Annotated in this window: 28 protein-coding genes; all 28 read right to left on the bottom strand. The window is 44.4% G+C overall.

The window, feature by feature from the left end:
• Nucleotides 1-390: 390 nt before the first annotated feature.
• The 28 genes from LPY66_RS07095 to rimP all read right to left on the bottom strand — a co-directional run bounded on the left by LPY66_RS07095 (nucleotide 391) and on the right by rimP (nucleotide 26,126).
• Nucleotides 391-1,155, bottom strand: coding sequence for a hypothetical protein (locus LPY66_RS07095; RefSeq protein WP_337987393.1), 765 nt, complete (start codon nucleotides 1,153-1,155; stop codon nucleotides 391-393).
• 20 nt (nucleotides 1,156-1,175) lie between these two features.
• Nucleotides 1,176-1,769 (bottom strand): matrixin family metalloprotease, encoded by a 594-nt coding sequence (locus LPY66_RS07090; RefSeq protein ID WP_337987392.1) that lies wholly within the window; start codon nucleotides 1,767-1,769, stop codon nucleotides 1,176-1,178.
• 140 nt (nucleotides 1,770-1,909) lie between these two features.
• A complete protein-coding gene (locus LPY66_RS07085) occupies nucleotides 1,910-2,059 on the bottom strand; it encodes a cyclic lactone autoinducer peptide (protein ID WP_337987391.1) in 150 nt (49 codons plus the stop codon).
• Nucleotides 2,060-2,178: 119 nt separating this feature from the next.
• Nucleotides 2,179-2,631 (bottom strand): accessory gene regulator B family protein, encoded by a 453-nt coding sequence (locus LPY66_RS07080; protein WP_337987390.1) that lies wholly within the window; start codon nucleotides 2,629-2,631, stop codon nucleotides 2,179-2,181.
• A 2-nt stretch (nucleotides 2,632-2,633) separates the two neighbouring features.
• Entirely contained in the window at nucleotides 2,634-3,497 is an 864-nt protein-coding gene (locus LPY66_RS07075; protein ID WP_337987389.1) for a sensor histidine kinase, read from the bottom strand.
• Nucleotides 3,478-3,942 (bottom strand): hypothetical protein, encoded by a 465-nt coding sequence (locus LPY66_RS07070; protein WP_337987388.1) that lies wholly within the window; start codon nucleotides 3,940-3,942, stop codon nucleotides 3,478-3,480. Before LPY66_RS07070 ends, LPY66_RS07075 begins: the two co-directional genes overlap by 20 nt.
• A gap of 11 nt (nucleotides 3,943-3,953) precedes the next feature.
• Nucleotides 3,954-4,685 (bottom strand): LytR/AlgR family response regulator transcription factor, encoded by a 732-nt coding sequence (locus LPY66_RS07065; protein ID WP_337987387.1) that lies wholly within the window; start codon nucleotides 4,683-4,685, stop codon nucleotides 3,954-3,956.
• A gap of 232 nt (nucleotides 4,686-4,917) precedes the next feature.
• Nucleotides 4,918-6,687: a hypothetical protein gene (locus tag LPY66_RS07060; RefSeq protein ID WP_337987386.1), complete on the bottom strand. Its 1,770-nt coding sequence runs from the start codon at nucleotides 6,685-6,687 to the stop codon at nucleotides 4,918-4,920.
• A complete protein-coding gene (locus LPY66_RS07055; protein ID WP_337987385.1) occupies nucleotides 6,675-7,712 on the bottom strand; it encodes an NAD-dependent epimerase/dehydratase family protein in 1,038 nt (345 codons plus the stop codon). Before LPY66_RS07055 ends, LPY66_RS07060 begins: the two co-directional genes overlap by 13 nt.
• 97 nt (nucleotides 7,713-7,809) lie before the next feature.
• Nucleotides 7,810-8,211 carry an arsenate reductase ArsC gene (locus LPY66_RS07050; RefSeq protein ID WP_337987384.1) on the bottom strand — a complete coding sequence of 134 codons (402 nt, stop codon included), beginning with the start codon at nucleotides 8,209-8,211 and terminating at the stop codon, nucleotides 7,810-7,812.
• A 3-nt stretch (nucleotides 8,212-8,214) separates the two neighbouring features.
• The gene (gene arsB / locus LPY66_RS07045; protein WP_337987383.1) at nucleotides 8,215-9,300 is read right to left on the bottom strand and encodes an ACR3 family arsenite efflux transporter; all 1,086 of its coding nucleotides are present in this window, start codon (nucleotides 9,298-9,300) and stop codon (nucleotides 8,215-8,217) included.
• A gap of 30 nt (nucleotides 9,301-9,330) precedes the next feature.
• Complete coding sequence (locus LPY66_RS07040) at nucleotides 9,331-9,666, bottom strand: ArsR/SmtB family transcription factor (protein WP_337987382.1); 336 nt, start codon at nucleotides 9,664-9,666, stop codon at nucleotides 9,331-9,333.
• Nucleotides 9,667-9,978: 312 nt separating this feature from the next.
• The gene (locus LPY66_RS07035; RefSeq protein ID WP_337987381.1) at nucleotides 9,979-10,176 is read right to left on the bottom strand and encodes a type II toxin-antitoxin system VapC family toxin; all 198 of its coding nucleotides are present in this window, start codon (nucleotides 10,174-10,176) and stop codon (nucleotides 9,979-9,981) included.
• A gap of 4 nt (nucleotides 10,177-10,180) precedes the next feature.
• Nucleotides 10,181-10,633 (bottom strand): dUTP diphosphatase, encoded by a 453-nt coding sequence (dut, locus tag LPY66_RS07030; RefSeq protein ID WP_337987380.1) that lies wholly within the window; start codon nucleotides 10,631-10,633, stop codon nucleotides 10,181-10,183.
• Between the two features lie 210 nt (nucleotides 10,634-10,843).
• Nucleotides 10,844-12,103 carry a M16 family metallopeptidase gene (locus LPY66_RS07025; protein WP_337987379.1) on the bottom strand — a complete coding sequence of 420 codons (1,260 nt, stop codon included), beginning with the start codon at nucleotides 12,101-12,103 and terminating at the stop codon, nucleotides 10,844-10,846.
• 110 nt (nucleotides 12,104-12,213) lie between these two features.
• Nucleotides 12,214-13,413, bottom strand: coding sequence for a D-alanyl-D-alanine carboxypeptidase family protein (locus LPY66_RS07020; protein ID WP_337987378.1), 1,200 nt, complete (start codon nucleotides 13,411-13,413; stop codon nucleotides 12,214-12,216).
• Between the two features lie 71 nt (nucleotides 13,414-13,484).
• Nucleotides 13,485-14,231: a polysaccharide deacetylase family protein gene (locus LPY66_RS07015; protein ID WP_337987377.1), complete on the bottom strand. Its 747-nt coding sequence runs from the start codon at nucleotides 14,229-14,231 to the stop codon at nucleotides 13,485-13,487.
• A 221-nt stretch (nucleotides 14,232-14,452) separates the two neighbouring features.
• Entirely contained in the window at nucleotides 14,453-16,585 is a 2,133-nt protein-coding gene (locus tag LPY66_RS07010) for a polyribonucleotide nucleotidyltransferase (RefSeq protein WP_337987376.1), read from the bottom strand.
• A 166-nt stretch (nucleotides 16,586-16,751) separates the two neighbouring features.
• Nucleotides 16,752-17,018 carry a 30S ribosomal protein S15 gene (rpsO, locus tag LPY66_RS07005; RefSeq protein ID WP_337987375.1) on the bottom strand — a complete coding sequence of 89 codons (267 nt, stop codon included), beginning with the start codon at nucleotides 17,016-17,018 and terminating at the stop codon, nucleotides 16,752-16,754.
• Nucleotides 17,019-17,156: 138 nt separating this feature from the next.
• Nucleotides 17,157-18,080 (bottom strand): bifunctional riboflavin kinase/FAD synthetase, encoded by a 924-nt coding sequence (locus LPY66_RS07000; protein ID WP_337987374.1) that lies wholly within the window; start codon nucleotides 18,078-18,080, stop codon nucleotides 17,157-17,159.
• A gap of 13 nt (nucleotides 18,081-18,093) precedes the next feature.
• A complete protein-coding gene (gene truB, locus LPY66_RS06995; RefSeq protein ID WP_337987373.1) occupies nucleotides 18,094-18,978 on the bottom strand; it encodes a tRNA pseudouridine(55) synthase TruB in 885 nt (294 codons plus the stop codon).
• Complete coding sequence (locus LPY66_RS06990) at nucleotides 18,962-19,957, bottom strand: DHH family phosphoesterase (RefSeq protein WP_337987372.1); 996 nt, start codon at nucleotides 19,955-19,957, stop codon at nucleotides 18,962-18,964. The genes truB and LPY66_RS06990 overlap by 17 nt, the downstream gene beginning before the upstream one ends.
• Complete coding sequence (gene rbfA, locus LPY66_RS06985; protein WP_337987371.1) at nucleotides 19,935-20,312, bottom strand: 30S ribosome-binding factor RbfA; 378 nt, start codon at nucleotides 20,310-20,312, stop codon at nucleotides 19,935-19,937. The genes LPY66_RS06990 and rbfA overlap by 23 nt, the downstream gene beginning before the upstream one ends.
• 20 nt (nucleotides 20,313-20,332) lie before the next feature.
• Nucleotides 20,333-23,470 carry a translation initiation factor IF-2 gene (gene infB, locus LPY66_RS06980; protein ID WP_337987370.1) on the bottom strand — a complete coding sequence of 1,046 codons (3,138 nt, stop codon included), beginning with the start codon at nucleotides 23,468-23,470 and terminating at the stop codon, nucleotides 20,333-20,335.
• A gap of 90 nt (nucleotides 23,471-23,560) precedes the next feature.
• A complete protein-coding gene (locus LPY66_RS06975; protein ID WP_337987369.1) occupies nucleotides 23,561-23,863 on the bottom strand; it encodes a L7Ae/L30e/S12e/Gadd45 family ribosomal protein in 303 nt (100 codons plus the stop codon).
• A complete protein-coding gene (gene rnpM / locus LPY66_RS06970) occupies nucleotides 23,860-24,126 on the bottom strand; it encodes an RNase P modulator RnpM (RefSeq protein WP_337987368.1) in 267 nt (88 codons plus the stop codon). The genes LPY66_RS06975 and rnpM overlap by 4 nt, the downstream gene beginning before the upstream one ends.
• Before the next feature lie 41 nt (nucleotides 24,127-24,167).
• Complete coding sequence (gene nusA / locus LPY66_RS06965) at nucleotides 24,168-25,640, bottom strand: transcription termination factor NusA (protein ID WP_337987367.1); 1,473 nt, start codon at nucleotides 25,638-25,640, stop codon at nucleotides 24,168-24,170.
• Nucleotides 25,641-25,667: 27 nt separating this feature from the next.
• The gene (rimP, locus tag LPY66_RS06960) at nucleotides 25,668-26,126 is read right to left on the bottom strand and encodes a ribosome maturation factor RimP (RefSeq protein ID WP_337987366.1); all 459 of its coding nucleotides are present in this window, start codon (nucleotides 26,124-26,126) and stop codon (nucleotides 25,668-25,670) included.
• Between the last annotated feature and the right edge of the window lie 87 nt (nucleotides 26,127-26,213).

Raw genomic sequence — 26,213 nt, 5'->3', positions numbered from 1 at the left:
CATAAGCTCCGGCTTAATCGCTTGGGACTCCAGTCTTCCTTTGCCTTTGGGCATGAGTCCCGTAAATCCCTGTTCTCGGTACTCTACCAGATAACGCTGAGTGTCCTTTCAGATAGTACCAGGTTAATTTTGTCATTGTTAATTACGTCTTCGAAAATTATTATCCCTTCTCTGATGAGCTCTTCAAAATTTGTGTTATTTTTCATTTATATTATACGCTCTAATCTTGAACCAAGGTCACCTTGGAATTTATAACTCAAAATCAATGCGGGGATATTAAATATTGCAGACAAAAGAAGCGATAGCTTATTAAGCTATTGCTCCCATAAAATAATTGCCTTATTTTACATCGATTATGGAGTTTTACACAGAGTTCGGGATACACCCTTTTTATAAATCACCGAGTACTTCACTAATAGTTTCAAATTTTTCAGTTTCGTTATTTTTTACTTTTATCATTGACATTTCGTCTTTATTTAATTTTTTAGATTCTGATTTTGCCATTGTGCTTTTATCAATTTCTCTCAAACCATCCTGTAAAAATACAATGGCGTATCTTCCATAATCAGGATCATATTTTAAATACATTAAATATGTTTTACCTTGTTCTATATTTATGTTGTTCATTATATTTGAAGAAACATACTTTGTCTTTTTTTCTTCATTTGTAAGCGTTTTAGTTAATTCTACTTTTGCTTTTTGACTTTCGGTTAGTCCTTTTTCATATTCACTAAAACTAATTACTCCGCCAAGTCTCATAAATGGAATAATATTATCCTCCACATTCCCTTTTATAATTTTTTCAACATTTAAATTTCCAATTGTTTGTATTTCTGTATATAATTCTCTTTTAGGATTATAATTTATGCCTCCATCTACTGATTGGACTGTCCCAATAATTATAAAATCCGAATTTTCATTTCTTACATTTTTATCAGTTGTGTTAATTAAATAGTCTAATTCAGATCTTAAGTCTAATACTACATCTTTATTTTCCGCAGTTGTATTTAAGCTACTCGTATTTTTATAAATTGTGTTTTTATTGTTTACAGATACTAATACGGAATTATTGCCTGTCTTAGATAATATAGTGATGCCACTTAACAATAGTATAATAATTATACTACTAAGAATTATAACGTTTTTCTTTTTCATAAAAGTTACTCCTCGTATTTTTAATATTTTGCATTTATTGCATCATTATCTTCTTGTTGTACAGTTTGTACTGTTCTACCATAGGAAGTTTGACACATAATACTACCTGTGGGATTAGTATTATAATGTTTTAACCCAAATGCGTGTCCCATTTCATGTGCCGATATCCCTTGTCTTAATGAAGAAGACAGAGTTGATAGTGCAGTATTGTTTAAATATATTTCTGAATACAACCAATTACTTAAATTTGGGTCTATTTCATAACCCGACGCATTCATTGGGCGAGTTTGTCCCCCTATATTATCTCCGTCTTCACCCCAATAGGCGCTAGTCTTAGCATAAAAATCAATTGCGGTTCCACTATTTGTACTTTTAATATATAAATATATTGGATTATATCCAAAGCCTGTATGTTCCCAGTTATATGCGGCATCTCTAATCGGAGTATATAGAGGATTGCTTGATCCATTCTCTATATAATAATATACATTTACTCCTCTAGAGCATGAATAAGTAAATGTTGGTGTTATTGCATATACGGGTGTAACAAAAAGAATAATAAATGAAATTGATAAAATTATAGAACGCAAATACTTATTTTGTTTTATTTTCATAAATATTTCTTCCTTTCATACGATTCTATTCTGAGGATTCCTTGTTTGGGATCTGTTTGTAGCAATAAAATTCCATCATGGAAGCTAACGGACGTTACATAGTTTTAAACTCTAGCAGCCAAAGAACTGCATAGCATAAATTATTGGTTTACCTTATCCTGAATAAGATCTTTCGGCATTTTAGGTTTATAGAACCATCCCAAGCAATCTGATTTTTCTACCCCTACTGACCCGACAAACGCCAACATCCGAAGAATCATCGACGTCCCCATTCGTTTTGTACTTATCATACCATTCATCCCCTTTTAATTTTTTTTAGAAAACTAAGTTTAGTTTATCGTAAAAATTTACCAAAGAGATGATTTAGGAATGAATGTGTCATTTTAAGGAATGAAAATGCATCGACCGACTAAATCTTCATTCTTTGCATCAGTCTGTCACTCATTAAAACCAACTTTGCACCGATACCGGTTTTCATAACGCTCTGAAAAACAATACCGATAATGGTAGGGAAAATAACGATTTCAATCGCCTGATTGAAGGATACGTTTGAAGCCATCAATTTAGCCAACATAGATAAAACGACAAACGAAAACACCGTAAATATTACACACCGCCGAAAGCTGGAGCAATGGGCCCCTCCGGTAAAAAACCGAACGATCAATGCAGCGAGCATCATAATCAGCGTGTAACTTACTGTTCCTATCAAAGCGGATACACCCACTGTCAAAACAGTTTCAATTGTAATGCCAAGCAGTATCGCTAAGCCATATTCGATCTTCGCTGTTTGAATTGTATTCATATTCATGCCTCTGGTCATATTCACTGTTAAATGATGGGCTATATCCTCCAGACTTAACACGCCTATTCTGCCTCCAGGTGATGTTTTGGGATTGCTATCGTGATTCTGAATTGCTGACCGGCTGTATCGATATCGATACTCCCCTTCATGCGTTCGGCTAGTTTCCTGACGATGGTTAACCCCTGTCCTCTGTCTTCACCTTTTGTACTGAAACCTTCTGCCCCCAAATTGCGGTACGGTATCATTTCATTAGCCGATAGCGGATTAGTAAATTCAAAAATGTATTCTAACGGATCAGCGTTAAAGATAATTTCTACCCTTTTTAAGTCAGGGTCTAACTCCTGTACAGCCTCGATCGCGTTGTTAAGCAGATTGCCAATAATAGCGATCAGATTCACGATATTTCTTTTGCTGCAAGTTATTTTCGTATTTAATTGCAATGTGATTTCGACATTCTTTTGCTTTGCCTCTTGTATCTTAGTAGAAAGAAGTATGTCCACCTCGTCCACACCCGTATTGACCTTCAAGAGGACGTCGTCAATGGAATCAATATAGGAATCCAGATATTCTCTTAATTCCGTGTACTTTCCTAAATGCACAAAGCCATCGATAACCGTAAGATGGTTCCTTAAGTCATGATGATGCTGCCGGTATATCTGGTTTTTTTCAATGATGCCGGCATATTTTAATTCGGCAGATCTTAATTTCTCCTCTTCTAACCCTTTACGATATAATGTTCTGATGATAACGACCCCGGCTAAGTTGAGCAGAACAATGACTAAGCCAAGAATTAATTCCAGCCATTCAACATAGACCGGTTGAAGGATGGCATAACTCTTCATATAGTTATTGTTTTGAAGAATCACATTGATCAACGCTTGGGTAACGAAAATGATGACAGCTGCTTTATAAATATTTATTTTCATATTTCAATTCTCTTTTTCCTCTGGTAAAATGTCCGATCACAAACTGCAGGATCAAAATGACAATGATTTGAGAACTGAACCAGGCAATTTTTAAATATAAATCCTGCTCTATTTTGGCTGGATTAACACCGGACAACATTTGCCAGATCTTCACATTGACAAATTCTATTGATAAGTATGAGGATATAGCCAGTAAACCGCTGGCTGCTGCTTCCGAAAATGGCGTTGAGGTAACCGTTTTTATAAGTAGAACGACAATCAGTCCCGATATGAAAATATTTAAGATAAAACTTCCGGTAATGATGCGCGTCGTATAGATTAATAGGCTGAGTACCGACCCTATTCCTATCAATTTCAGTATCGTTGTCCGTTCGCCAAGGATGCTAAGGGCTAAGCAGAGAATCACAATGGCTTCCGGCACTGAAAAGAATAACCACTCGAACACATAGGAAACCATTACTTTTGCTTTTCCTCCCCAAAAAACTGTTTTAAACGTTTCCGGAATTCCGGATAGCGATTTCTCTGCAGATAAGCACACGCCTCAATTCCCTGAAACGTAATCCGATAAGTCGTTCTGGATTCTTGCCTGATCGCATCGATCCATTTGAGGTTTATCAAATAAGAACGATTGCTTCTTAAAAACTGATCATTATCCAAACACGCCTCTAATTCCCGTATCAGTTGAAGACAGACCAATGACCTTTTTCGGGTATGGACAATACTCTTTTTCGCCATGGCTTCCACAAATAGAATATCTTCCTGCCGAATAATTTCGTTAGTATCCTCGGTTTTAAGTTCAACCATCAAACCGGGCATGGCTGACTTCTTAATGATTCTGTTCAAGGTCTGCTCTAATCTTGGAACATTCAGGGGTTTGGTGATATAGTCAGAGGCATAAAGGCGCATCGCATCTTCGAGATGATTATCATCCGCAGTGATAAACAGGATTTCCATATACGGATAGTCTTTGCGAATAGCTTCTGCCACCTGTATTCCGGAGATACCCGGCAATCCGATGTCTAAAAAGGCAATATCAGGATCCAGCCTTCTTATATGCTGCAAAAAATCTTCACCACAGGCATATGTTCCTACCACTTGAATGCCGGCTTGTGAGGAAAGTACCGTTGCAAAATCCTGACGAAACACTGTATTGTCTTCTACGATAACCGCTTTATACAAAGTACTCACCTTATATTGCAATAATATCCATTATATACCATTATTCTATATAGGTATTGTTTATCCTGCTTAGATCTCATTATTGAATTTATAATCCTCAAATCACGGACTCTATTACAATTTAATACGAAAAAGCTTTCAGATAATCATTTGTTAATAAAACACAAAGACCATCCGAGTATGGACGGTCTTTATTGAATCATTCAATTCTGCTTCAATATTTTTAGGTTTTTACTGGGATCTAGTTTTTTCCAAGCAATTCATCACATGAAGGTGAATATTTAAAGACGGTATTCTGTCTTACACGTTTTGGTATCTCTTGTTCAATTATTAATTTCTCTTCACTAACACCGAAAACATATCTTTCGCCATCTGCAGCATTAAAAGTAATTTTATTTTCATCTTGTGTATAACTGCCTTCGATAGCCATTCCAATTCCTAATTCAAACGTGAATTTATTGTTATTTTCTAATGTTATAATCGGCATAAACGAGGAAGCTATATCATAGGGTTTTCCTACATACATACCTGTCTTTATGTCTGTCTTTTCTATATCTTTATTATCCCTCACGAAAACAGTGTATGTCTGTGTCTCATAGACGCTGTCTTTGATAAACGTTGCCCCCGTGAAAGAATAACTACGGTAACCCGACCGGATAAACATCGCAGTAATATCCGTATAGTCATCGCTATCAAATTCAGAATACACGACAACATCCGGCAGATTATTTACTATCTGTTGGTTTGTTAAGTCGCCGTTATTCAGACTCCAAAGATAATATGCCGTTGTGCGGTTTTTATAAATATTCGTGTTAAAATACGGCTCTATCGCCGTGCTGCAGTAGCCGAGTCCATAAATCCGGGTTTGATCGTACCTGTTTTCTTTGATAAATTCCGCGGCGGCGTAAGCTCCGGAGTGACTATTCCTGCAGTCATAGGTGGCCGTTCGAATACCCCAACTGATTTGCACGCAGAATACAATCCCAATCAATACGTATACGGCGTATCGGATACGGGTATCCTTGGCCTTTAATGTCGGGGAAAATAATTGCAGTGCGAGAAGAAAGCTCAGAAAGATCAAGCCGATATGCCATTTGTTACAATAAAAACAGGAAAGAAATAGACAAATCGACGTGCAAATAATATAAAACTTCCCATTTCCCTGATAAACGAGTGCAAATATCGCCGCGATGACTCCCATCACGATAAAGCTGTACATTGTACTGGTATTAAAGATCAGTGCTTCACCAATCAATACACAAAACCGGGTAATGATATTGAGGAGATTCCAATCAAATTTCGCTGCAACAAAGGATAAATCAGCTGGCGGAATTAAATAAGATACCGTTAATAAGTAAGATAAGGCAATAACACCTACCACAGCACTATTGGCAATAATCTGCCGGCTCGGGGCGTTTGCTTTCATTATTTTGAGTATATCCCAGCAATAGAATAAAAACAGAATGCCAGACAGTATCATTGCATGGACACTGATACCGGACAGCACGATCAGTAAGATGCCGAAGATATAGGGCTTCCTTAATCGATCCTTATAGAATAAAACAATCAGCTGAATACACGGCAGGATCAGGCTATAGCTGCGGGCAACAATGGTGTACTGATAGAAAATATAATAGGTAAAGGGAAGAAAAACACGAATAAGCAAAGGGAAATCCGATTTATAGATCAGGAGCCATACACCGAGTGTCGAGAAAATGAGCGGAACGATAAAAAGATTTTGGTACTCTAAGCCAAAAGAGATAAATATTTTAAGCACGATGGGCCATAACGCCGGACTGCCTTCATAGGCCATTACTGAGAATAACTGGGTCCAATTGGTGTCCCGTGCGATCAGCCAGGACTGCGCTTCATCAGTCCAGGGTTCATGATGTAAACCAGTAATCAAAGCAAAGACGATAAACATTAGGAAAGCAGCTGCGCTAATTACTTTTTCCTTTTGCTTAATTTTTGCCGTCAGTTTGTGCACATATTCTCTCATTATGACAGCCATTTCAGAATCCTGATTACTCCCATTTTAGCGCTTACGTTATGGGCAGAGGCATTTTTTCGCTGTTTGATTTCGTCACGGTTCTTATGATAATACGTATAGGATTTAAGCATCATTTCTTCATTGGTCAAGGTTGGGGTGAAACCAAGTTTCTCCTTGATCTTACTCGTATCAAATATAAAGGAAGAAGATATCATACGATATTGATAAGGTCCCAACGGAGAAATCCCTAATACATAGCACATTTTCATGCCCCATATCGCCAGTTTTTTCGGAAAATGCGCCAGTCTTGATTTGGACCCGGATTTTTTTATGACATACGTATAGGTTTCGTTGAAGGTCTTCACATTGTCCGATCCGATATTGAATATGTCACTCTGTGGGTACTCTAAAGCCAGTAAACAGGCCTTAACCAAATCTTGCGCATAGATGAACTGGTATCGATTGCTGCCATCACCGACCAACCACACCTTACGGCCTTCATCGATAAATTCATACAATATGGCCAAAAGCCCCAAACGACCTTCGTCGATGATGGTCGGGCAGCGAAAAATTACAGAGTTCACCGCGGTACTTTCCGTTAATAATATATTTTCTCCCTCCAACTTTGATTTGCCGTAAATCTCTATTGGATGCGGATTTTCCTCTTCTGTTATGGGATAGTCAAAATTCTGGGCCCAAAGACAGTTGCTTGACGTAAAGATAATCTTCTTTACGTGGTATTTTTCTGCGCATTTTAAAACACACCGGGTGCCATCGACATTGTTTGACCACAGGTTTTTTTTATCTTTTTTGACATGGGCTAACAGGGCAGCAAAATGAAAAATGGCATCAAATTGATGTTTTTTAAATATTTTTTCCATGAGTTCAGAATCGCGGATATCCCCCTGGATTGACGTCAAGTGATCATGCAAGTACGGGTCAGCCTGTAAATCGATATTGACACAATAATCGCCGCGCTCTAAAAGAGTCCGCTTCATAATGCTGCCAAAGAAGCCGCTGCCTCCGGTTATTAAATAAGTTGCCATCAATTCACTCCGAAATCTTAAAAATTTCTCTATGCCAACTTTATCAAAAATTTACTTTTATTTCAATAATTTAGTGTCTCTTCCTATATTGGGTAAGTTAAAAACCTAATCTGATTATAAGATCCTTTATTTTTCTCTCGATGATCCCAGCGGTGCGGATAAATTCCTGTTTGTCTTTCCCGGTTGGATCTTCAAGTCCCCAGTCTTCTCTGTATGTGCAGGGCACGAAGGGACAATTTACATTGCAGCCCATGGTAATAACAATATCCACCGGCGGGATGTCCGAGATCAGTTTTGGTTTTTGCGACTGATTGATGTCCACGTCATAAAGTTCCTTAATCACGGCTACCGCATCGGGATTAATACTGTCTTTCGTTTCGGTGCCTGCCGAATACGCTTCAAAGCTCTTTGAAGCAATTATCTTAGCGATAGCCTCAGCCATCTGGGAACGGCAGGAATTATGGACACAGACAAAAGCTACTTTCAGCTTTTCCGTCATAACTCACGCGCCTCCCTTCGAGCTGCGGGGGAATCCCTGCTGATTATAGTATCTGCGTTTTAAGGCCAGTGCGGAATTGACCAGAGCGATCATCACCGGTACTTCGACCAGAGGACCAATCACTGCAGTAAACGCGACATCGGAGGCAATACCAAATACAGCTACGGCGACAGCAATCGCCAGTTCAAAGTTATTGCTGGCCGCTGTAAAAGCTAAGGTTACTGTTTGTTCATATTTGAAGCCACCCTTGTAAGACATAAAGAAGCTAAAAAAGAACATCACTGCAAAATAAATCAACAAGGGAATGGCAATTCGAATTACCCCCATTGGGTTTGTCACGATCTCCTGACCTTTGGTAATAAACATGATGATGATTGTATAAAGCAAGGCGATTAAAGCCAACGGAGAAATTTTGGGAATGAATTCGTTTTCATACCATTCTCTCGTTTTGGTTCTGATCAACCCGTACCGCGTAATAAATCCGGCGGCAAAAGGGATCCCCAAGTAAATCAGGACACTTTTCGCCACATCCCATATCGATACAGCTATGATTTGCCCGCCCCAGGATAAACCTAACCACTTCGGAATGAGGGTTACAAACAGATAGATATAAACAGAGTATAAGAGTATCTGAAAAATGGAATTGAGTGCCACTAAGGCCGCGCAATATTCATTATCGCCTTTAGCTAAGGTATTCCAAACGATTACCATGGCAATGCAGCGGGCTAAACCAATAATGATCAAGCCAATAGCAAAGCCCGGCATATCCCTTAAAAAGATAATGGCCAGAACAAACATTAAAAGCGGACCGATAATCCAGTTCTGAATTAAGGAAAAGCTAAAAACCTTTTTATTTTGGACTACTTTGCCAATCTCTTCATACTTGATCTTTGCCAGGGGCGGATACATCATCACAATCAGCCCAACCGCAATCGGCCAGGATATTGTCCCCGTACTAAACTTACCCAAAGACACGGCCAGGTTTGGGAATAGATAACCACCTAAAACACCAACCCCCATGGCAACAAATATCCAGAGTGTCAGGAATCTATCAAAAAATGACAAACTCGCTTTACTTGTCTTTTCCATCTCGAACAACCTCCTAATACATCAATATTGTTAACAATCAATAGTTTTTCGTTTAAGCCATTCCTTTAGGTTTTCCAAATCGTTTAGAAATTTTTCGGAATTTCTCAAGTTATTCACGATTAGATTATCAATAAATGGAAGTGACTTATCCTTTCTTAATGAATAATAGATCCATTGCGCATGCTTTCTATCGTCAACGAGTTCCGCATGTTTTAAATACTGCAGATGCCTTGAGGCTTTCGTCTGCGTTATGTGTAAGGCTTCATAAATATCACAAACGCAAAGCTCCTTTTCATAAAGTAAGTTAATAATCCGCAATCGGGTTTCATCCGCTAAGGCTTTGAAGATATCTTCAATTGTGTTCATCTAACTACCTCCGTTCCTATTTTTATATTTGTATATTCGTATATTCGTATATTTGTTTATGCAGTTATACAATGGCAGTATATCTTGTTTTCTTTTATTTTGCAAGTATTTAAACATGCAACTGGTTAGGTTAGCTGCTCTACTCCCAAAAAAACATCCCAAATTCGTAGTTGATTACGAATTTGGGATATCGTCTCTTTCCAGAGTCAAAAAAATGGCACCAGTTTTTGCTGACGTTTAATAAGGGACTAAGTTGTGATACTGCCTCTTTTGATACTACGCTTAATCCGCTAAGCTATGTCAAACAGGCTTTTATGCACTAACCCAATTTCCGAGTCCGAGGCCTTCAACGCGCTCGAATTCAAGGACATTATTCGTTACAATAATAAGGCCTTTAGCCTTCGCATGTGCCGCGATTAGCATATCCATAGCACCAATCGGAGTTCCTTGACGGCGTAATGATGCGCAAATTTTTCCGTATTCTGCAGCCGCTTCATCATCAAATGGCAAGATGTCATTTTCCCGTCGACCCGAAACCGCCCTCGCCGCGTTGGGTCTCCGCAAGTTCCTGTGCCTCGATAAAGGCCGCCTGCCGCACCGGCATAAAGGCTATTTGAGCGATACGGTCGCCGTGGCGGACTGTGACCGCCGCGTTACCCAAATTGATCATCAGCACTTTGATTTCGCCGCGAAAATCGGAGTCAATGACACCGACGCCGTTACTTAAGGCTAAGCCTTGCTTACTGGCTAAGCCGCTGCGGGCAAACACCAGGGCAACCACCTGCGCATCAGGCAGCTCAATCGCAATTCCCGTAGGAACACCAACCCGTTCTCCGGGGGCAATAATCATATCCTCCTGCAGACAGGCATAGATGTCCGCCCCGGCGGCTCCGGCTGTGGCATAAACAGGTATCTGCGCCTGAGGCTGTGTTTTCTTGATTCTTACTCCGATTAGAACATCGTTCATCTGCATCTCTCCCTGCTCATTTATCAGTATATTTACCGGCTCGCTTCATTTTAGGATACCCTACTCTTACCTTCAAATCAGGTCTGCGTGCCACGATTCCGATTTAATAAAATATCATAATACTTTATGAAAAAATTCCACAAACATGGCGAAAAGAATGCAAAGCCCGCCGGGGCTTTACATACCGCATTCATATGAATAAGTGTTTTCTTAAAATGCCTCTTTCATGATCTGCTCAAAGTCAGAATGATAATCCTTTTGCCCCAACGTCAATATGCTGACCTTTTCCTTCTGCCACAGGCGTTCCATGACGCGCTTCACATCGGCGACCGTCACTTTTTCCAGCTTCTCTACGGCTTCTTCCGGTGTCTTGTATTCGCCGAAACACAGTTCCGTTTTCCCGAGACGGCTCATCCGGCTGCTGACGGATTCCAAGCCAAGATAAAGGTTACCCTTGATTTGAGCCTTGGCATTCTTTAATTCCTCTTCGGTAAGGCCGTCATTCTTCAGCGTATTTAATTCGTCCAAAACGCATTTGATGACTTGGTCTGTATTTTCCGGGCTGGTTCCGGCATAGACTGCAAACAGCCCCGTGTCGACGTAGGTGGAATGATAGGAATAGACAGAATAGGCTAACCCGCGCTGTTCACGTATCTCCTGAAATAATCGGGAGCTTAAACCGCCACCCAAAATATTATTGATAATATGCAAGGGATACATATCCTCGTCATCCTGACCTAAGCCCGGTACGCCGATGATCAGGTGCATCTGCTCAGTATCTTTGCCGACTGTTTTCCGGAAAGTCGATCCTTGTGGATTCTCTGCCATCCCATCCGTTTTCTTCCTGTTAAAATCCCCGAACATGGACAGCTGACGAACGATATCGTCATGGTTGATCTTCCCGGCAACAGCAATGACGATTTGGTCTGGCGTATACTGCGTTTCAATGTAATGCAGGATCTTCTCCCGTGTTAATCCTCGGATGGTCTCTTCGATGCCGAGGATGGGTTTGCCCAGCGGGTCGTTATTCCAGGCATACTGGGAAAATAAATCATGGATCAGTTCATCCGGGGTATCCTGGTACATTTTTATTTCTTCGATAACAACATTTTTTTCTTTTTCGATTTCCTGGGTGTCAAACAGGGAATTGAAGAACATATCGCTCAATACATCAATAGCCAACGGCAAATCTTCATCGAGAACTTTGGCGTAAAAACAAGTCATTTCTTTTGTAGTAAAGGCATTGATCTGTCCGCCGACAATTTCCAGCGACTCGGCCAACTGCCGGGCAGTGCGCTTTTGGGTGCCTTTGAAAAACATGTGCTCAATAAAATGAGAAATGCCTTCATATCCTTCCGTTTCCTTACGGGAACCTGTGCCCACCCATATACCAATGGCGGCAGATCGGACAAAATCGATTTCTTCAGTAATTATTCTTACCCCATTAGGCAGTACATGTTTACGGTACATGCTTTTCCTCCTTTAGTGCATCAAGCGGCATTTATCCGTCAAATTCGCAATCTTTGATCGCTTATTCTGATATCCTATTTTAATCTCCGGCAATAGATATTGTATCTAGTTTATCCTTTCTTAGCAAAGAAATCCAGCAAATCGTTAACAATAATATTAAACCGGTCTGTTAGCCCATTGGGGAGATTAACATCTTCCGCAGCCACCAGGGGTGTTTTTATGAGTTGTTGATCGCCGATGCTGACAATATAGTACCCCAAGCGATCTCCCGCTTTTATCGGGAGCACCCTATCCTGATTCGGTTCGGCATAGCTTTTCAGATCAACCAGCTGATCTTTATTTAAGCATATCCTGACGTCCTCGCTGAATACCATCGGGATGCGCCGGTCTGCCAGCTCGCAGTATGCCGCTGAGGCACCTTTCTTACCTATGACTAATGTTGTCGTTGTCTGAAATCCCCATTCCAGCAACCGTGCTGCGTCTCCAAAGCGGTCAGGGGCATTTAAGACAGCACAAATTAAGCGGCGGTCATCCCTGCTGGCCGAAGCCACGAGGCACTTTCCGGCCGCATTGGTGGTTCCGGTCTTTACCCCGTCGGCATACACATAGTTCCAGAGAAGCTTATTGGTGTTCTTTGCCTGTTGCGATTTAGGCGGATATTCAAATTGGATGGTGGCGTATTTCATGCCCACGATGTCCGAAAACACCGGATTATTCATCGCATAGCGCGCCATTAACGCCAAATCATAGGCCGTAGAAAGGTGTTCCGGGTCAGGCAACCCGTTGGGATTTTCGAAGTGTGTCTGATACGCTCCGATTGAAACGGCTTTTTGGTTCATCAGGCAAATAAATTCATCCAGGCTGCCGGCGGTTTGCTCGGCCAGGGCGACACAGGCATCATTACCGGAACTGAGAAGCGCACCTTCCAATAGTTCGCTGATTTTGATTTTATCCCCTTTATCGAGATAAATCGTAGATTCGCCTACTCCCCCGGCTCTTTCGCTGACAGTGGATACTTCATCAAGACCAGCGAGTTCAATTGCCAGAATAGCTGTCATGATTTTCGTCGTACTGGCCGGAGGACGTTGCTTTTTGCCATCGCGCTCATAGAGGACCTGACCGGTGTCAGCATCGATGAGCACGGCTGAGTGGGCGCTTACGGACGGCAGCGTCCATTTTCCGCCATACTGCTTTGCCGTTTCAACCGTCAATTCCATGGCATTTTGCGCATAGAGAGGAGTGCTTGCCGTGAGAAGATAGACGAACAAGCTGAGTATGATTAATTGAATTTTCCTAAACAAAAATACCACTCCTTCAGATCATTCCAGAGTAGTATATCCTGTTAGTAGGCTTGTTATTAAGTATTTATGTTTTTCTAAATTTACTCCGCTGTTTTTTCATAAGTAACCAATTTTTCCATTGTAACAAAACGGAACCCGTTATCCTGAAGTCCTTTCAGGATGGCGGGAAGCGCTTTCGATGAATTTTCTTTGGGATGCATCAGGATGATTGCCCCTTTATGATCGGGTTTAACACCGTAGCGTATTTTAGGATCAAGTATTCTCTGCGTGATCAGTGCCGGTGTGCTGTCCGAGCGCCAGTCGATGGTATCCAATGTCCAAAGGACAGTGACATAGCCTAAATCACTGGCGGCCCGAAGCCCGTTTGTGCCTCTTTCACCGTAGGGCGGCGCATAGAACACGGTTCTCTTACCGGTCAGGTCAAAGATAATCGTTTCTGTCCTGCTGATTTCCTCTTTATTTTCAGCCACAGTGATTTTATCCGGATGCGGATGTGAATACCCGTGATTCTCCAGCAAATGCCCTCTGGCTGCAATTGTCTTCAGGATCTCCGGGTTCTTCTGGGCCCATCTGCCGGTAACAAAAAAGGTTGCTTTCGCCTGATAGTCGTCAAGGGTATCTAATATGGCTGGAATAAACTCTTCGCCCCAATCAACGTTGATGGTAAGGGCAATTACTTTTTCTTCTGTTTTTATCTGTTCGACCGGCGACGGGATACCTGCCGGCCCGACATGCACGGCCCTGGTTTCCATCAGCATCAGCCCGATAAAAACAACCCCCAGGGTTAGTATTTTAAACTTGATTTTCGTCAACTTCCATTTCGCCATCCGCTATTCCTCCCCTACATGCTTATGCGCATAAAGAGGATAGCAGACCGGGATACTTGCAGAAGACTGCTGTTCCAATCATAAGAATCATCTCAAATTCGCCATCGATGGCGAATTTGCTTTCCAGAGCAAAAAGAATAAAGCAGCCCCGGTACGTTTATTGATAATTTTGTACCGAGGCTGTCTGTTTTGCTTCTACTATTGGCAAAAATATTTTGTTTTTATTGTTCCTTCTCCTGGCTCATTGCTTCCTTGCGGGACAGGTTCAGTCTTCCTTGCTTGTCGATACCGGTAGCTTTCACCAGGATTTCGTCACCGAGGCGGACGACATCTTCGACTTTGGCCACACGATTGGTATCCAATTGGGAAATATGGACTAACCCGTCTTTGCCGGGAAGGCCAAGCACGCCGGGGATAACTTCAACGAAGGCCCCAAAATCCATGATCCGTACAACCTTGCCTTTATAAATCCGGCCAACCTCAATATCCTGTGTTATCGCCCGGATGATTTCAGCGGCTTTCTCACCGGCAGGACCGTCGACAGCGGCAATAAAGACTTGTCCGTCGTCTTCAATATCGATTTTGACTTTCGTCTCTTCCACGATTTTCTTAATGATTTTTCCGCCTGGTCCGATAACATCTCTGATCTTATCCGGATTAATTCCGAAAGTGATAATCCGCGGTGCGAACGGCGAAAGATTCGGTCTGTACTGCGGGATGACCTGCAGCATCTTATCCAGGATGAACAACCTGCCGGCTTTGGCCTGGGCCAGCGCTTGAGCCAGAATCTCTTTATTCACGCCTTTGATTTTTATATCCATCTGCAACGCGGTGATACCTTCTGCGGTACCGGCAACTTTAAAGTCCATATCCCCGTCGTGATCCTCTAAACCTTGGATATCCGTCAGGATCGCGAACTCATCATCTTCCTTGATCAGACCCATGGCAATCCCAGCAACCGGTGCTTTGATCGGTACACCGGCATCCATCAGCGCCAGGGTGCTGCCGCAAACGGAAGCCATGGAGCTGGACCCGTTGGATTCCAGAACTTCGCTAACCAGCCGTAGGGTATAGGGGAATTCGCTTTCCGGTGGGATCATCGGCAGCAGAGCCCGTTCAGCTAAAGCGCCATGACCGATTTCACGGCGGCCGGGTCCTCTGTTCGGACGAACTTCACCGACACTGAAGGCCGGGAAATTGTAATGATGCATGTACCGTTTGGAATCTTCCAGCCCTAAACCATCGATAATCTGCTCATCTCCGGAAGCTCCCAGCGTGGCGACTGTAAGTACCTGAGTCTGTCCCCGGGTGAATAATCCGCTGCCGTGTGTCCGCGGCAAACGTCCGACTTCGATGGTTATGGGACGGATCTCATCAGTGGCCCGGCCATCCGGACGGATGCGTTCATGGGTGATCAGTCTGCGAACGATCCGGTGCATCGCGTCATCCAGTATTTTGGTGACAGTTTTTAAATCATTCGGATATTCCTCAGCAAAAACTTCCAGCGCTTCCGCTTTCACTTTTTCAACGGCATCCTGGCGCGCCAGTTTTTCTTCGATGCGGATCGCCTGATCCATCTTATCATAACCCCAGGCCAGTACCTTTTCCGATATTTCTGCCGGTATGACCACCGGAGTGACTTCTCTCTTCGTTTTAGCCAGTCCGACAGCCAGAGCTGCTTCACGGAATTCTTCGATAAATGCGGTGATTTTCTTGATTTCCTCATGCCCGAACATGATGGCCTCAAGCATTTGGTCTTCCGGTACTTCTTTCGCACCGGCTTCCACCATCATGATGGCATCTTTGGTGCCGGCAACCGTCAGCTGTAATTTGCTTTGTTCAGCCTGGGCAACCGACGGATTGACAACAAATTCGCCGTCGACAAGTCCGACACTGACAGCGGCAATCGGTCCCAAGAAAGGTATATCGGAAATGGTCAATGCGGCAGATACCGCATTGATTGCCGTAATGTCGGGGGCACAGTCCTGATCCACGGACATGACCATCGCTGAAATTTGGACATCATTGCGATAGCCCTCCGGAAACAAGGGGCGAATCGGGCGGTCGATGAGCCGTGACGACAGCGTCGCTTTCTCACTGGGCCGTCCTTCGCGTTTAATAAATCCGCCGGGGATTTTCCCTACAGCGTAAAAGCGTTCTTCCAAATCAACAGTTAAAGGGAAAAAGTCGATCCCTTCCCGCGGTTTTGAACTGGTCGTAGAAAAAGCAGATATAACGGTATCGCCATATCTGGCATAAATAGCACCACCGGCCTGACGACCTATAATACCGGTTTCAAACGACAGGTTCCTGCCTCCAACCTGCATCGAGCGTTCCAAGACTTCTTGAGTCACTTTGGAAACCTCCTTAATTCTTCTTTTATTTCATTTTTTTTATATCCAGAAAATGTTCGACATATTATTTATTATTTCCTGCACTTTAGGAAAAAAAACAAATATCGGAATAAAACTTAAGGAGCGCTTATCACGCTCCTGTAAATTGACTTACTTTATTCGTGTTTTAGTGACGCAAGCCAAGATCGGTAACAACTTTACGGTAACGGTTAAAATCTGTTTTCTTCAGGTAATTCAGCATACCACGGCGCTGGCCGATCAATTTGAAAAGACCGCGGCGGGAATGATGATCTTTCTTATGGGTTTTGAAGTGTTCGGTCAATTCGTTGATCCGTGTTGTCATGATGGCGATCTGGACTTCCGGCGAACCGGTGTCACCTTCGTGTTGCTGGAATTTCGCAATAATTTCTTTCTTTTGTTCCGGTGTAAGCATATTAAAATGCACCTCCATAAATTTTAAGCGCCAGCTGCCAAGTAAAACGGTGGAGTCGCGTTAAACCCAGTCAGCGGTTCCTTTTCAGGTATCTTATAATTTCTTGGGTTACAAGATACTAGGATATTTTATCCTATTCTATATGTTTTGTAAAGTTTTTTTGGCGTGTTCCTTGTCTTTGTTTAACTGGTCCACAATCGCCTCGACACCGGAAAATTTCTTTTCCGAGCGCAACCGAGCTTCGATATAGATCGTCAGTTTTTTGTTGTACAGGTCACCGGTAAAGTCAAAAAAATATATTTCGATGGTTTTATCCGCGTCCGATTTAAATGTCGGCCGGACTCCGATATTCATCATGCCGCCGTACCGCTTGCCATCAATCACTGAAGTAACAGCATATACACCATTTTTTGGTATTAACTGATCAGCATCTGTTTCCAAATTGGCGGTGGGGAAACCGATATTTCTGCCCCGCCCATCGCCGTGACCGACGATACCGGTAAGGGTCGGCGCTCGCCCCATCATTTCTTTCGCCATAGCGATGTCGCCATGCAGAAGATAACGCCGGATCTCTGAGGAGGATATGACTTTATTCTCAAATTTCTGGGCTTGGACGATGCTGACACCAAAATGATAGTCCTGTCCGAATTTCTGCAGGTCGGCTGGGGTTCCTTTGCCATGGCTGCCAAAGGAATAGTTAAATCCCACAACGAGATGGACGGCTCCGATCTTCATCAGGATTTTCTCCACAAATTCTTCGGGGGTCGTATTCGCAAATTCCATCGTGAATGGCAAAAGAAATACCTGATCGACGCCCATCTTTTCAAAGAGGAGCAACCGTTCGTCTTTTCCGGTCAAAAGTTCTAACTTTCTTTCGGGGAAGAGCACCTTCATCGGATGAGGGTCAAAGAGCAGAACAGAAAAATGGGTATTCAGTTCCCGTGCTTTAGCCAAACCCTGCCGCAGCAGCTGCTGATGACCCAGATGCACCCCGTCAAAATTACCGAGGGCCAATACGGTTGGTTCCGCTGCGTGTTCAGGGAGAGTGGTGAATATTTTCAAGAGATTAACCCCCTTAAACCATGACTTTACTTGGCGTGAGAACATGGTTTTCCCAAGTCCCGATCCCAATAAACCGATTTTCACAGAATACCTGGACAGTGGCCTTGTCTGTGGTTAATGGGATTTCCTGCCGGCTATAGTCGGTGGATAGTCCATTCTTAAAGGCAGCCAGCCGGTGCGCCGGCAATTTAACCGCCGGAAGCGGCAGTCCCCATTCCGGTGCCAGGAGAAATCGCTCATCACCAGCCGCAAGGCAGCGCGCGATCTCTTCCAGTGTGTAGCTGTTATCCAGCGTGAATTTCCCTGCATCTAAGCGCAGGAGAAAGGACATATGTGCACCGCAGCCCAGTTCGTTGCCAATATCCAAGCATAGTGTCCGGATATATGTTCCCTTGGAGCAATCGATATCGAACAGGGCTCTTGGAAAAATGTCTTCATACCATTCAATCAATTTCAGACTGTGGATCGTCACCTGTCTCTTCTCACGGGTAAATTCGATTCCCTGACGGGCATACTCATAAAGGTGTTTGCCGTCTTTTCTGACCGCTGAATACATCGGCGGTTCTTGTTCAATGGCACCAAGAAATTTTTCCAGTGTTGCTGTAAATGCTTCTTTTGTTACCTGGGGTATGACGCGGGATACTTCCTGACCGAAGGCATCCTGGGTATCGGTGGAAATGCCCAAGGTGATTTCTGCGCGATAGCTCTTATTCTGTGCGGTATGATATTCGGCCAATCGGGTTGCTTTACCCAGACAAATAGGCAGTATGCCGGCAGCCCCTGGATCCAATGTCCCGATATGCCCGGCTTTCTTTTCTTTTGTTTTCCTGGTCAGCCAGCGTACGACATCCGTAGACGTCATTCCGATCGGCTTCAGGACATTAATGATCCCGTCCACGTGTGAGTGCCTCCCCCAGTACTGATTCAATTAACCTCTCCGTCTCCTGCAGCGTCGCATTGACCGTACATCCCGAAGCGCGTTGATGACCGCCGCCGCCGAAGCTGCCGGCAATTGCGTTCACATCGAGCCAGGAACTGGAACGAAAGCTGACTTTAACCTTATCCGCTGCAACCTCTTTTAGTAAGGCAGCAACCTCCACCCCTTCGATATTACGGGCGTAATTGACTAAGCCGTCACTCATGCTTTCATCCGCACCGGACTGCTGAAAATCATTCATGGAGAGTACGATCAGTGCCGCACTGCCGTTATGGAACACTTTTAAGTTGGCCAGCGCGCTCTGAAGCAGCCTCATGTAAGAAGGACTTTTCTTTTCGAAAAGAATCTCATTGATTTTAACGATATCAATACCGGTCTGGTATAGTTCGGCTGTGATCTGAAAACTTTTTACCGTTGTGTTGCTGTAGCTGAACCGGCCGGTATCCGTAACGATCGCGGTATAGAGATTGACGGCGATATCAGCGGAAATGGGGACGCCAAGTTCCTTAATAAGCTCATAAACCAACTCGCCGGTGGCAGCTGCTTCGTCAACCCAATTGATTGTCCCAAAACCGTTATTGGATATATGATGGTCGATATTGATGATCGTCTTATCCTTCAATACGTCTTCTGTGAGTTCGCTGGAGGCTCTCTCGGCCTCAGCACAGTCTAAAAATATAAGGGTACCCGAAAATTCTTCCGGAGTCATGACAGCGTTGATTCTGTCGGCTCCCGGAAGAAAGTTCAGGTTTCCCGGCAAATATCCCGTATTATAAAATTGTACTTTTTTACCCAGGGTTTCCAAAGCCAGACCTAAGGCCAGCATGGAACCCAGACAGTCTCCGTCGGGAGACTCATGTGAAAACAAAGCGGCTTCGGAGATAGCGTTAATTTTTGCAGTTAATTCGTGGAGGATATTATTCCTCATTGTTTTCGCCATCTGCCGAATCACCTTTCGCGTTAACTTCACGCAACAGTTTAGATATATGCGCGCCGTTTTCGATGGACTGATCATATTTAAACGTAATCTCAGGGAAATAGCGAAGACTGATGGTACGCCCCAATTCACTCCGAATATAGCCTGCTGCTTTATTCAGAACTTCCAGGCTGGACGTTACTTCATCTTCTTTCCCCATAACACTCACGTATATTTTAGCGTGCCGTAAATCGTCGGCCACGTCCACATCCGTGACGGTGACAAAACCAAGTCGGGGATCTTTGATATCTTCTCTAATAATTTTAGATACCTCGGCTTTGATCGATTCAGCCAGGCGAAAAGCCCTGTGCTTAGACATTAGAATCCCTCCAATGCTGTTTAGAGCTCTCTCTTTACTTCCTCCATGATAAAGGCTTCCACGATATCGCCTTCTTTGATGTCATTGAAGTTCTTGATACCGATTCCGCATTCGTAGCCTTCGGCTACTTCTTTCGCATCATCCTTGAAACGTCTTAGGGATTCAAGTTCACCCTCATGAATGACGATACCGTCTCGGATGACCCGGATTTTATCGGCACGGTGGATCTTGCCTTCGGTTACATAGCTGCCGGCAATCATACCGGCTTTGGGCACTTTGAAAGTCTGTCGGACTTCCGCTTTACCCTGAATGACTTCTTTAAAGTCAGGATCCAACATGCCCTCCATCGCGGCTTTGATATCGTCAATGGCATCGTAGATGACGCGGTAGAGACGGATATCGACACCCTGAAGTTCAGCCGTTGACTTTGTATTGGAATCATGACGGACATTGAAGCCAATGATGATCGCGTTGGAAGCGGCTGCCAGCATGACGTCGGATTCGCTGATCGCACCGACACCACCGTGAATGATATTGACTCTGACTTCGGAAGTCGTCAGTTTCGCCAGGGATTGTTTGATTGCTTCGACAGAACCCTGTACATCGGCTTTGATGATGATGTTCAGGTCTTTAACTTCGCCCTCTTTGATCTTTTCAAAGAGGTCATCGAGGCTGATTCTTGACTTTGCTTTGATTTCTTCAGCTTTACGCTCATCGACACGCGCATCCGTAATGTTGCGGGCCAGTTTCTCGTCATTAACAACGTTGAAAATCTCTCCGGCCGGCGGGACTTCCGACAATCCTTGCACTTCTACCGGCAGGGATGGCCCGGCCTTTTTGACCCTGCGCCCTTTGTCGTCCACCATTGCCCGGATGCGCCCAAAGGAATGCCCGGCTATGATAATATCGCCAATATTTAAGGTACCTTTGGAAACGAGAACTGTGGCTACAGGCCCTTTGCCTTTATCGAGCTTCGCTTCGATAACTGTTCCTGTGGCCTGACGGTTAGGGTTGGCCTTCAGATCTTTCATTTCGGCCACAAGCAATATCATTTCCAATAGATTATCGATGTTAAGCCGCGCTTTGGCGGATACGGGAACCGCGATTGTTTCGCCGCCCCATTCTTCAACAACGAGCCCGTATTCAGTCAATTCCTGTTTCACCCGGTCGGGATTGGCGTTTTCTTTATCGACTTTATTAATAGCAACAATAATCGGAACATTGGCTGCTTTGGCATGGTTGATTGCTTCAACGGTTTGCGGCATGACACCATCATCCGCTGCGACCACTAAAACAGCAATATCTGTGACCTGTGCACCTCTGGCCCGCATCGCGGTAAACGCTTCATGGCCGGGGGTATCCAGGAAGGTGATCTTTTGTCCTTTGATTTCGACCTGATAGGCTCCTATATGCTGCGTAATGCCGCCGGCTTCAGAAGCCGTGACATTGGCTGACCGGATGGCATCCAAGAGCGAGGTTTTTCCATGGTCGACGTGGCCCATGACGGTAACGACAGGAGGACGGAAACGGAGATCGGCTTCGGCATCTTCAATCTCATCAATCACTGCCATTGATTTTTCCGCTCTAACCTCCACCGTGATACCCATTTCGGTGGCAACGATTGTCGCTGTATCCGAATCGACTTCTTGGTTGATGGTCGCCATTACACCCAGTTTCATCAACTCTTTGATGACTTCGCTGGCTTTTCGGCTCATCTTCATCGCCAGTTCCTGAACCGACAACGATTCCGGAATGACAATATGCTTGGGTACGACTTCTTTCGGTGCTTTAAGCGGAGTCCTGTCATTCTTTCTCAAGATGGTGGTCAGATCTTTTTCGTCACTGCGTTTCTTATCGAAAAATTGTTTATTTTCATGCGCTTTCTTTTTATCCGGCGCTTGACGTTTGACAGGCTGTTCGCTAACAGTAAGCTCAACCGATTTTCCTTCGATCTTGATCCGCTGCATTTGCGGGGCTTTTTTATCGGATCCGGGACGCTGACCTTGACCAGGTCTTCTGCTGGTATCCCCAAACGGCGGACGTCCGCCTTGCTGTCTCCGATCATCACCAGCTGGGCGCTGTGAGGGACGAAAATCACCCTGGGGTCTTGGTGTGAACGGTCTGTCTCCGCCCATCGGCGGTCTTTGGCCTTGGGGTCTGTCGCCGAACGGGCGCTGCCCTTGCGGTCTATCACCATAAGGTCTTTGACCCTGAGGTCGGTCACCATAGGGTCTTTGGCCTTGGGGTCTGTCTCCGTAGGGTCTGTCTCCTTGTGGTCTTTGGCCCATCGGTCTGTCCCCCGGAGGTCTTTGACCCTGGGGCCGGTCACCGTATGGTCTGTCTCCCATCGGTCTCTGTCCCATGGGTCTGTCGCCATAGGGTCTGTCCCCTTGCGGACGCTGTCCCATCGGTCTGTCACCCTGGGGTCTTTGCCCCTGGGGCCGGTCACCGTATGGTCTGTCTCCCATCGGTCTCTGCCCCATGGGTCTGTCTCCGGGAGGTCTTTGTCCCATGGGTCTGTCACCATAGGGTCTGTCGCCCTGCGGTCTTTGCCCCATCGGTCTGTCACCCTGAGGTCTTTGCCCCTGGGGCCGGTCACTGTATGGTCTGTCTCCCATCGGTCTCTGTCCCATGGGTCTGTCGCCATAGGGTCTGTCCCCTTGCGGACGCTGTCCCATCGGTCTGTCACCCTGGGGTCTTTGGCCATGGGGCGGTCTGTCGCCATAAGGTCTGTCTCCCATGGGGCGCTGACTCATAGGCCTGTCGCCCTGGGGTCTGTCCCCGGAAGGTCTTTGTCCCATCGGCCTGTCACCTGCCGGTCTTTCCCCCGGTGGCCTTTGCCCCTGCATACGTTGCCCATCTTCAGGGGGTCTGCGCCGCATGTGCCCTTCATCCTGTGTTCCGCTATCCTTAACTGGCGGCCGATTGCCTTGGATATCCCGATCCGCTGCGGCGATCGGCGCGGCAGGTTCCTTGTCCTTCATATCCTGGGACCCGCTACTTTTTTTGTAAGTCTTTTTCAGACTTTCAGCTTCTTCCATACTAATGGCACTCATATGATTTTTTACAGGCACACCAATAACATTCAGTTTTTCTATAAGATCTTTACTGGAAATATTTAATTCCTTTGCCAGTTCATGAACCCGAATATTGGACACATTGTCACCCCCAAAAACCGAAAATAAAAATATAGCCGTTCAACTCCTTGTCATATATTAAAAAAGTAAAAAGTTCAAATATTTATATCTTCAGGAAACTGTTCCTGATTTAATAATAGCTTGGGCAAATCCTTCATCCATAACAAGTATAAGTGCCCTGGGTGATAAACCGATGGCCGTACCCAGTTCCTGTTTTGTGCCATCGATGAGTACGGGGATATGGCTGTCTTCGGCCCATCGCCGATATTTACTTACCGCTCCGGGAGAGTCGGCTGCAATCAGAAGTAAAAAACCTTTTTCTTTTTTCAAATAAGCTTCTACTTGCGATTCACCGGAGGTTATCTTTCCTGCCCTCCGAGCCATTCCCAACAGTGAAAGGGTTTTCGGCGTCATGACGTATTCATCTGCCTTTCGATTTCGGCCAGCATATCCGGTGTTGGTTTTGCCTCAAATGTTTTTTCAAAGCGATGATTTTTGATGGCTTTGGTTAAACAATCCTTATTATTACACAGGTAAGCTCCACGCCCGTTTTTCTTGGAAGTTGGATCAAATTCCAAATGGCCTTCGGGTGTTTTTACGATCCGCAACAATTCTTTTTTCGGTTTCATTTCCTGACAGCCAAGACACATGCGCATAGGGATCTTTCTTACCTTCATGTTCTCACCTTTCAATTGTTAAACAATGATAGTCATGCCTATTACTTTTTGGACGATTTCGTTTTCTTCGGTTTCGTCCCGACGTCATCGCCGTCGTCTGTTTGGGTATCCGATACAGGGAATGCCGCTGTTTCTTCATCTTCGATATAATCTACAGGCACAAACTCACCGTACGCTTCACTTTCTTCGACGGGTTCATACTGATCATTATCATATTCAGTGTATTCACCTTCTGCGTATTCCTCGTAGCCCTCTTCATAATCTTCTTCATATTCCGTGTAACCTTCGGCAGGCTCGCTATAGTCGTCGGACTCATAGCCTTCTTCAGCATACTCGTCATAGCCTTCTTCGTCATAATCCGAATATTCACCTTCAGGATATTCGTCTGTGTAGTCGCCATCCTCATATTCGTCATATTCTTCGTAATATTCGCCTTCCCCAGTCTCATCCAGGTATTCTTCAGGCGGAATAAGATTTTGGGCCACAGCCTGAGTTTCATTTTTGATATCGATTTTCCAACCAGTCAGCTTGGCTGCAAGCCTTGCATTCTGGCCCTCTTTGCCAATGGCCAAGGATAATTGATAATCCGGAACAACGACCAAGGTGACCTTATCGTCATAACGCGGATAAACGCCCAATACTTTGGCCGGCGAAAGCGCATTGGATACAAACTCGATGGGATCGAGGGACCAATTGATGATATCCATTTTTTCGCCTTTAAGTTCATTGACGATGTTTTGAACCCTGCTTCCTTTGGGTCCGACGCAGGCGCCGACCGGGTCGACATTTTTATCCTTGGAGTATACGGCGATCTTTGAACGCGCTCCGGCTTCCCTGGCGACGGCTTTGATTTCGACAATGCCGTCATGAATCTCAGGGACTTCCAATTCGAATAAGCGTTTAATAAGACCGGGATGCGTACGTGACAGCAGAATCTGCGGCCCTTTGGTTGTTTTCTTGACCTCAACGACGTAGGCCTTGATTCTTTCAAACGGCTGATAGGATTCACCGGGGTTCTGCTCTGATGCCGGCAGTACCGCTTCAACCTTGCCCAGGTCCACAATGACATTGCGTTGTTCATACCGCTGAACGATCCCCGTGACGATATCGCCTTCACGATTAATATATTCATCATAAATCATTCCCCGTTCAGCTTCGCGTATTCTTTGAACAACGACTTGTTTTGCCGTCTGGGCAGCAATCCGTCCAAAGTCACGGGGAGTGACTTCGAATTCGACCACATCGTCTAATACATAGTTGGGATCGAGCTTCTTTGCTTCTTCTAAAGCGATTTGCGTGCGGGCATCTTCTACTTCTTCCACGATATTTTTGCGGGCGTAAACTTTAATCTCGCCATTGACACGGTCTATATGGACCCTTACATTCTGTAAAGATGAAAAATTCTTTTTATATGCTGAAATAAGTGCTGCTTCAATTGCTTCAAATAATATTTCCGTAGAAATACCTTTTTCTTTCTCTAGTTCGTGAATAGCTTCAATAAACTCCATGTTCATCTGGCAAATCCCTCCTTAGCGTAAAATTTAAAAATCAAAAGATAAATGTGCCCTCTCGATCTGGGCCAAGGGTATTGCTATTTGCTGTCCTTCATATTCAAGTACGACCTGATCATCAACCAGTCCGACCAGATTGCCGGTAAAACAGTTATAACCCTGATAGAGTTCTTTCGGGTAAATACTGACGAGTTCTCCTTTATATTTTTCGTAATCCTCCCGCTTCTTCAAGGGCCTTTCGATCCCCGGCGAAGAGACTTCGAGCATATAAGCCTGGGATATCAGATTGGCTTTATCCAAAACATCGTTCATCTTACGGCTGACTTCAGTACAATCGTCAATATCGACGCCGCCCTCTTTATCGATATAAATACGGAGATACCAATAGGCACCTTCCCTGACATACTCAACATCGACTAATTCCAGCCCCAGTTCCGCAACATACGGTTCGGCCAATTGTCTTACCTTATTCAGAATAGAAGCGTTCATAAGCTTTTACCCCTTCCGTTTCATCCCATTGACAACCCGAATCAATTCTTCTTGGGGACATTTGGTTATCCCCACGGTTTTAAGGTT

Origin of the sequence: Dehalobacter sp. DCM (assembly GCF_024972775.1) — a bacterium.
Lineage (GTDB): Bacteria > Bacillota > Desulfitobacteriia > Desulfitobacteriales > Syntrophobotulaceae > Dehalobacter.
The sequence above is the reverse complement of the archived record's forward strand: the minus strand, read 5'-3'. Positions and strand labels throughout refer to the sequence as shown.

Bases quoted from the DNA above. Each gene is read 5' to 3' on its own strand.
- LPY66_RS07095 (WP_337987393.1), bottom strand. From the start codon at position 1,155: ATGAAAAAGAAAAACGTTATAATTCTTAGTAGTATAATTATTATACTA.
- LPY66_RS07090 (WP_337987392.1), bottom strand. From the start codon at position 1,769: ATGAAAATAAAACAAAATAAGTATTTGCGTTCTATAATTTTATCAATT.
- LPY66_RS07085 (WP_337987391.1), bottom strand. From the start codon at position 2,059: ATGATAAGTACAAAACGAATGGGGACGTCGATGATTCTTCGGATGTTG.
- LPY66_RS07075 (WP_337987389.1), bottom strand. From the start codon at position 3,497: ATGAAAATAAATATTTATAAAGCAGCTGTCATCATTTTCGTTACCCAA.
- LPY66_RS07060 (WP_337987386.1), bottom strand. From the start codon at position 6,687: ATGGCTGTCATAATGAGAGAATATGTGCACAAACTGACGGCAAAAATT.
- LPY66_RS07055 (WP_337987385.1), bottom strand. From the start codon at position 7,712: ATGGCAACTTATTTAATAACCGGAGGCAGCGGCTTCTTTGGCAGCATT.
- LPY66_RS07050 (WP_337987384.1), bottom strand. From the start codon at position 8,211: ATGACGGAAAAGCTGAAAGTAGCTTTTGTCTGTGTCCATAATTCCTGC.
- arsB (WP_337987383.1), bottom strand. From the start codon at position 9,300: ATGGAAAAGACAAGTAAAGCGAGTTTGTCATTTTTTGATAGATTCCTG.
- LPY66_RS07040 (WP_337987382.1), bottom strand. From the start codon at position 9,666: ATGAACACAATTGAAGATATCTTCAAAGCCTTAGCGGATGAAACCCGA.
- dut (WP_337987380.1), bottom strand. From the start codon at position 10,633: ATGAACGATGTTCTAATCGGAGTAAGAATCAAGAAAACACAGCCTCAG.
- LPY66_RS07025 (WP_337987379.1), bottom strand. From the start codon at position 12,103: ATGTACCGTAAACATGTACTGCCTAATGGGGTAAGAATAATTACTGAA.
- LPY66_RS07015 (WP_337987377.1), bottom strand. From the start codon at position 14,231: ATGGCGAAATGGAAGTTGACGAAAATCAAGTTTAAAATACTAACCCTG.
- rpsO (WP_337987375.1), bottom strand. From the start codon at position 17,018: ATGCTTACACCGGAACAAAAGAAAGAAATTATTGCGAAATTCCAGCAA.
- LPY66_RS06990 (WP_337987372.1), bottom strand. From the start codon at position 19,957: ATGGCGAAAACAATGAGGAATAATATCCTCCACGAATTAACTGCAAAA.
- rbfA (WP_337987371.1), bottom strand. From the start codon at position 20,312: ATGTCTAAGCACAGGGCTTTTCGCCTGGCTGAATCGATCAAAGCCGAG.
- LPY66_RS06975 (WP_337987369.1), bottom strand. From the start codon at position 23,863: ATGACGCCGAAAACCCTTTCACTGTTGGGAATGGCTCGGAGGGCAGGA.
- rnpM (WP_337987368.1), bottom strand. From the start codon at position 24,126: ATGAAGGTAAGAAAGATCCCTATGCGCATGTGTCTTGGCTGTCAGGAA.
- nusA (WP_337987367.1), bottom strand. From the start codon at position 25,640: ATGAACATGGAGTTTATTGAAGCTATTCACGAACTAGAGAAAGAAAAA.
- rimP (WP_337987366.1), bottom strand. From the start codon at position 26,126: ATGAACGCTTCTATTCTGAATAAGGTAAGACAATTGGCCGAACCGTAT.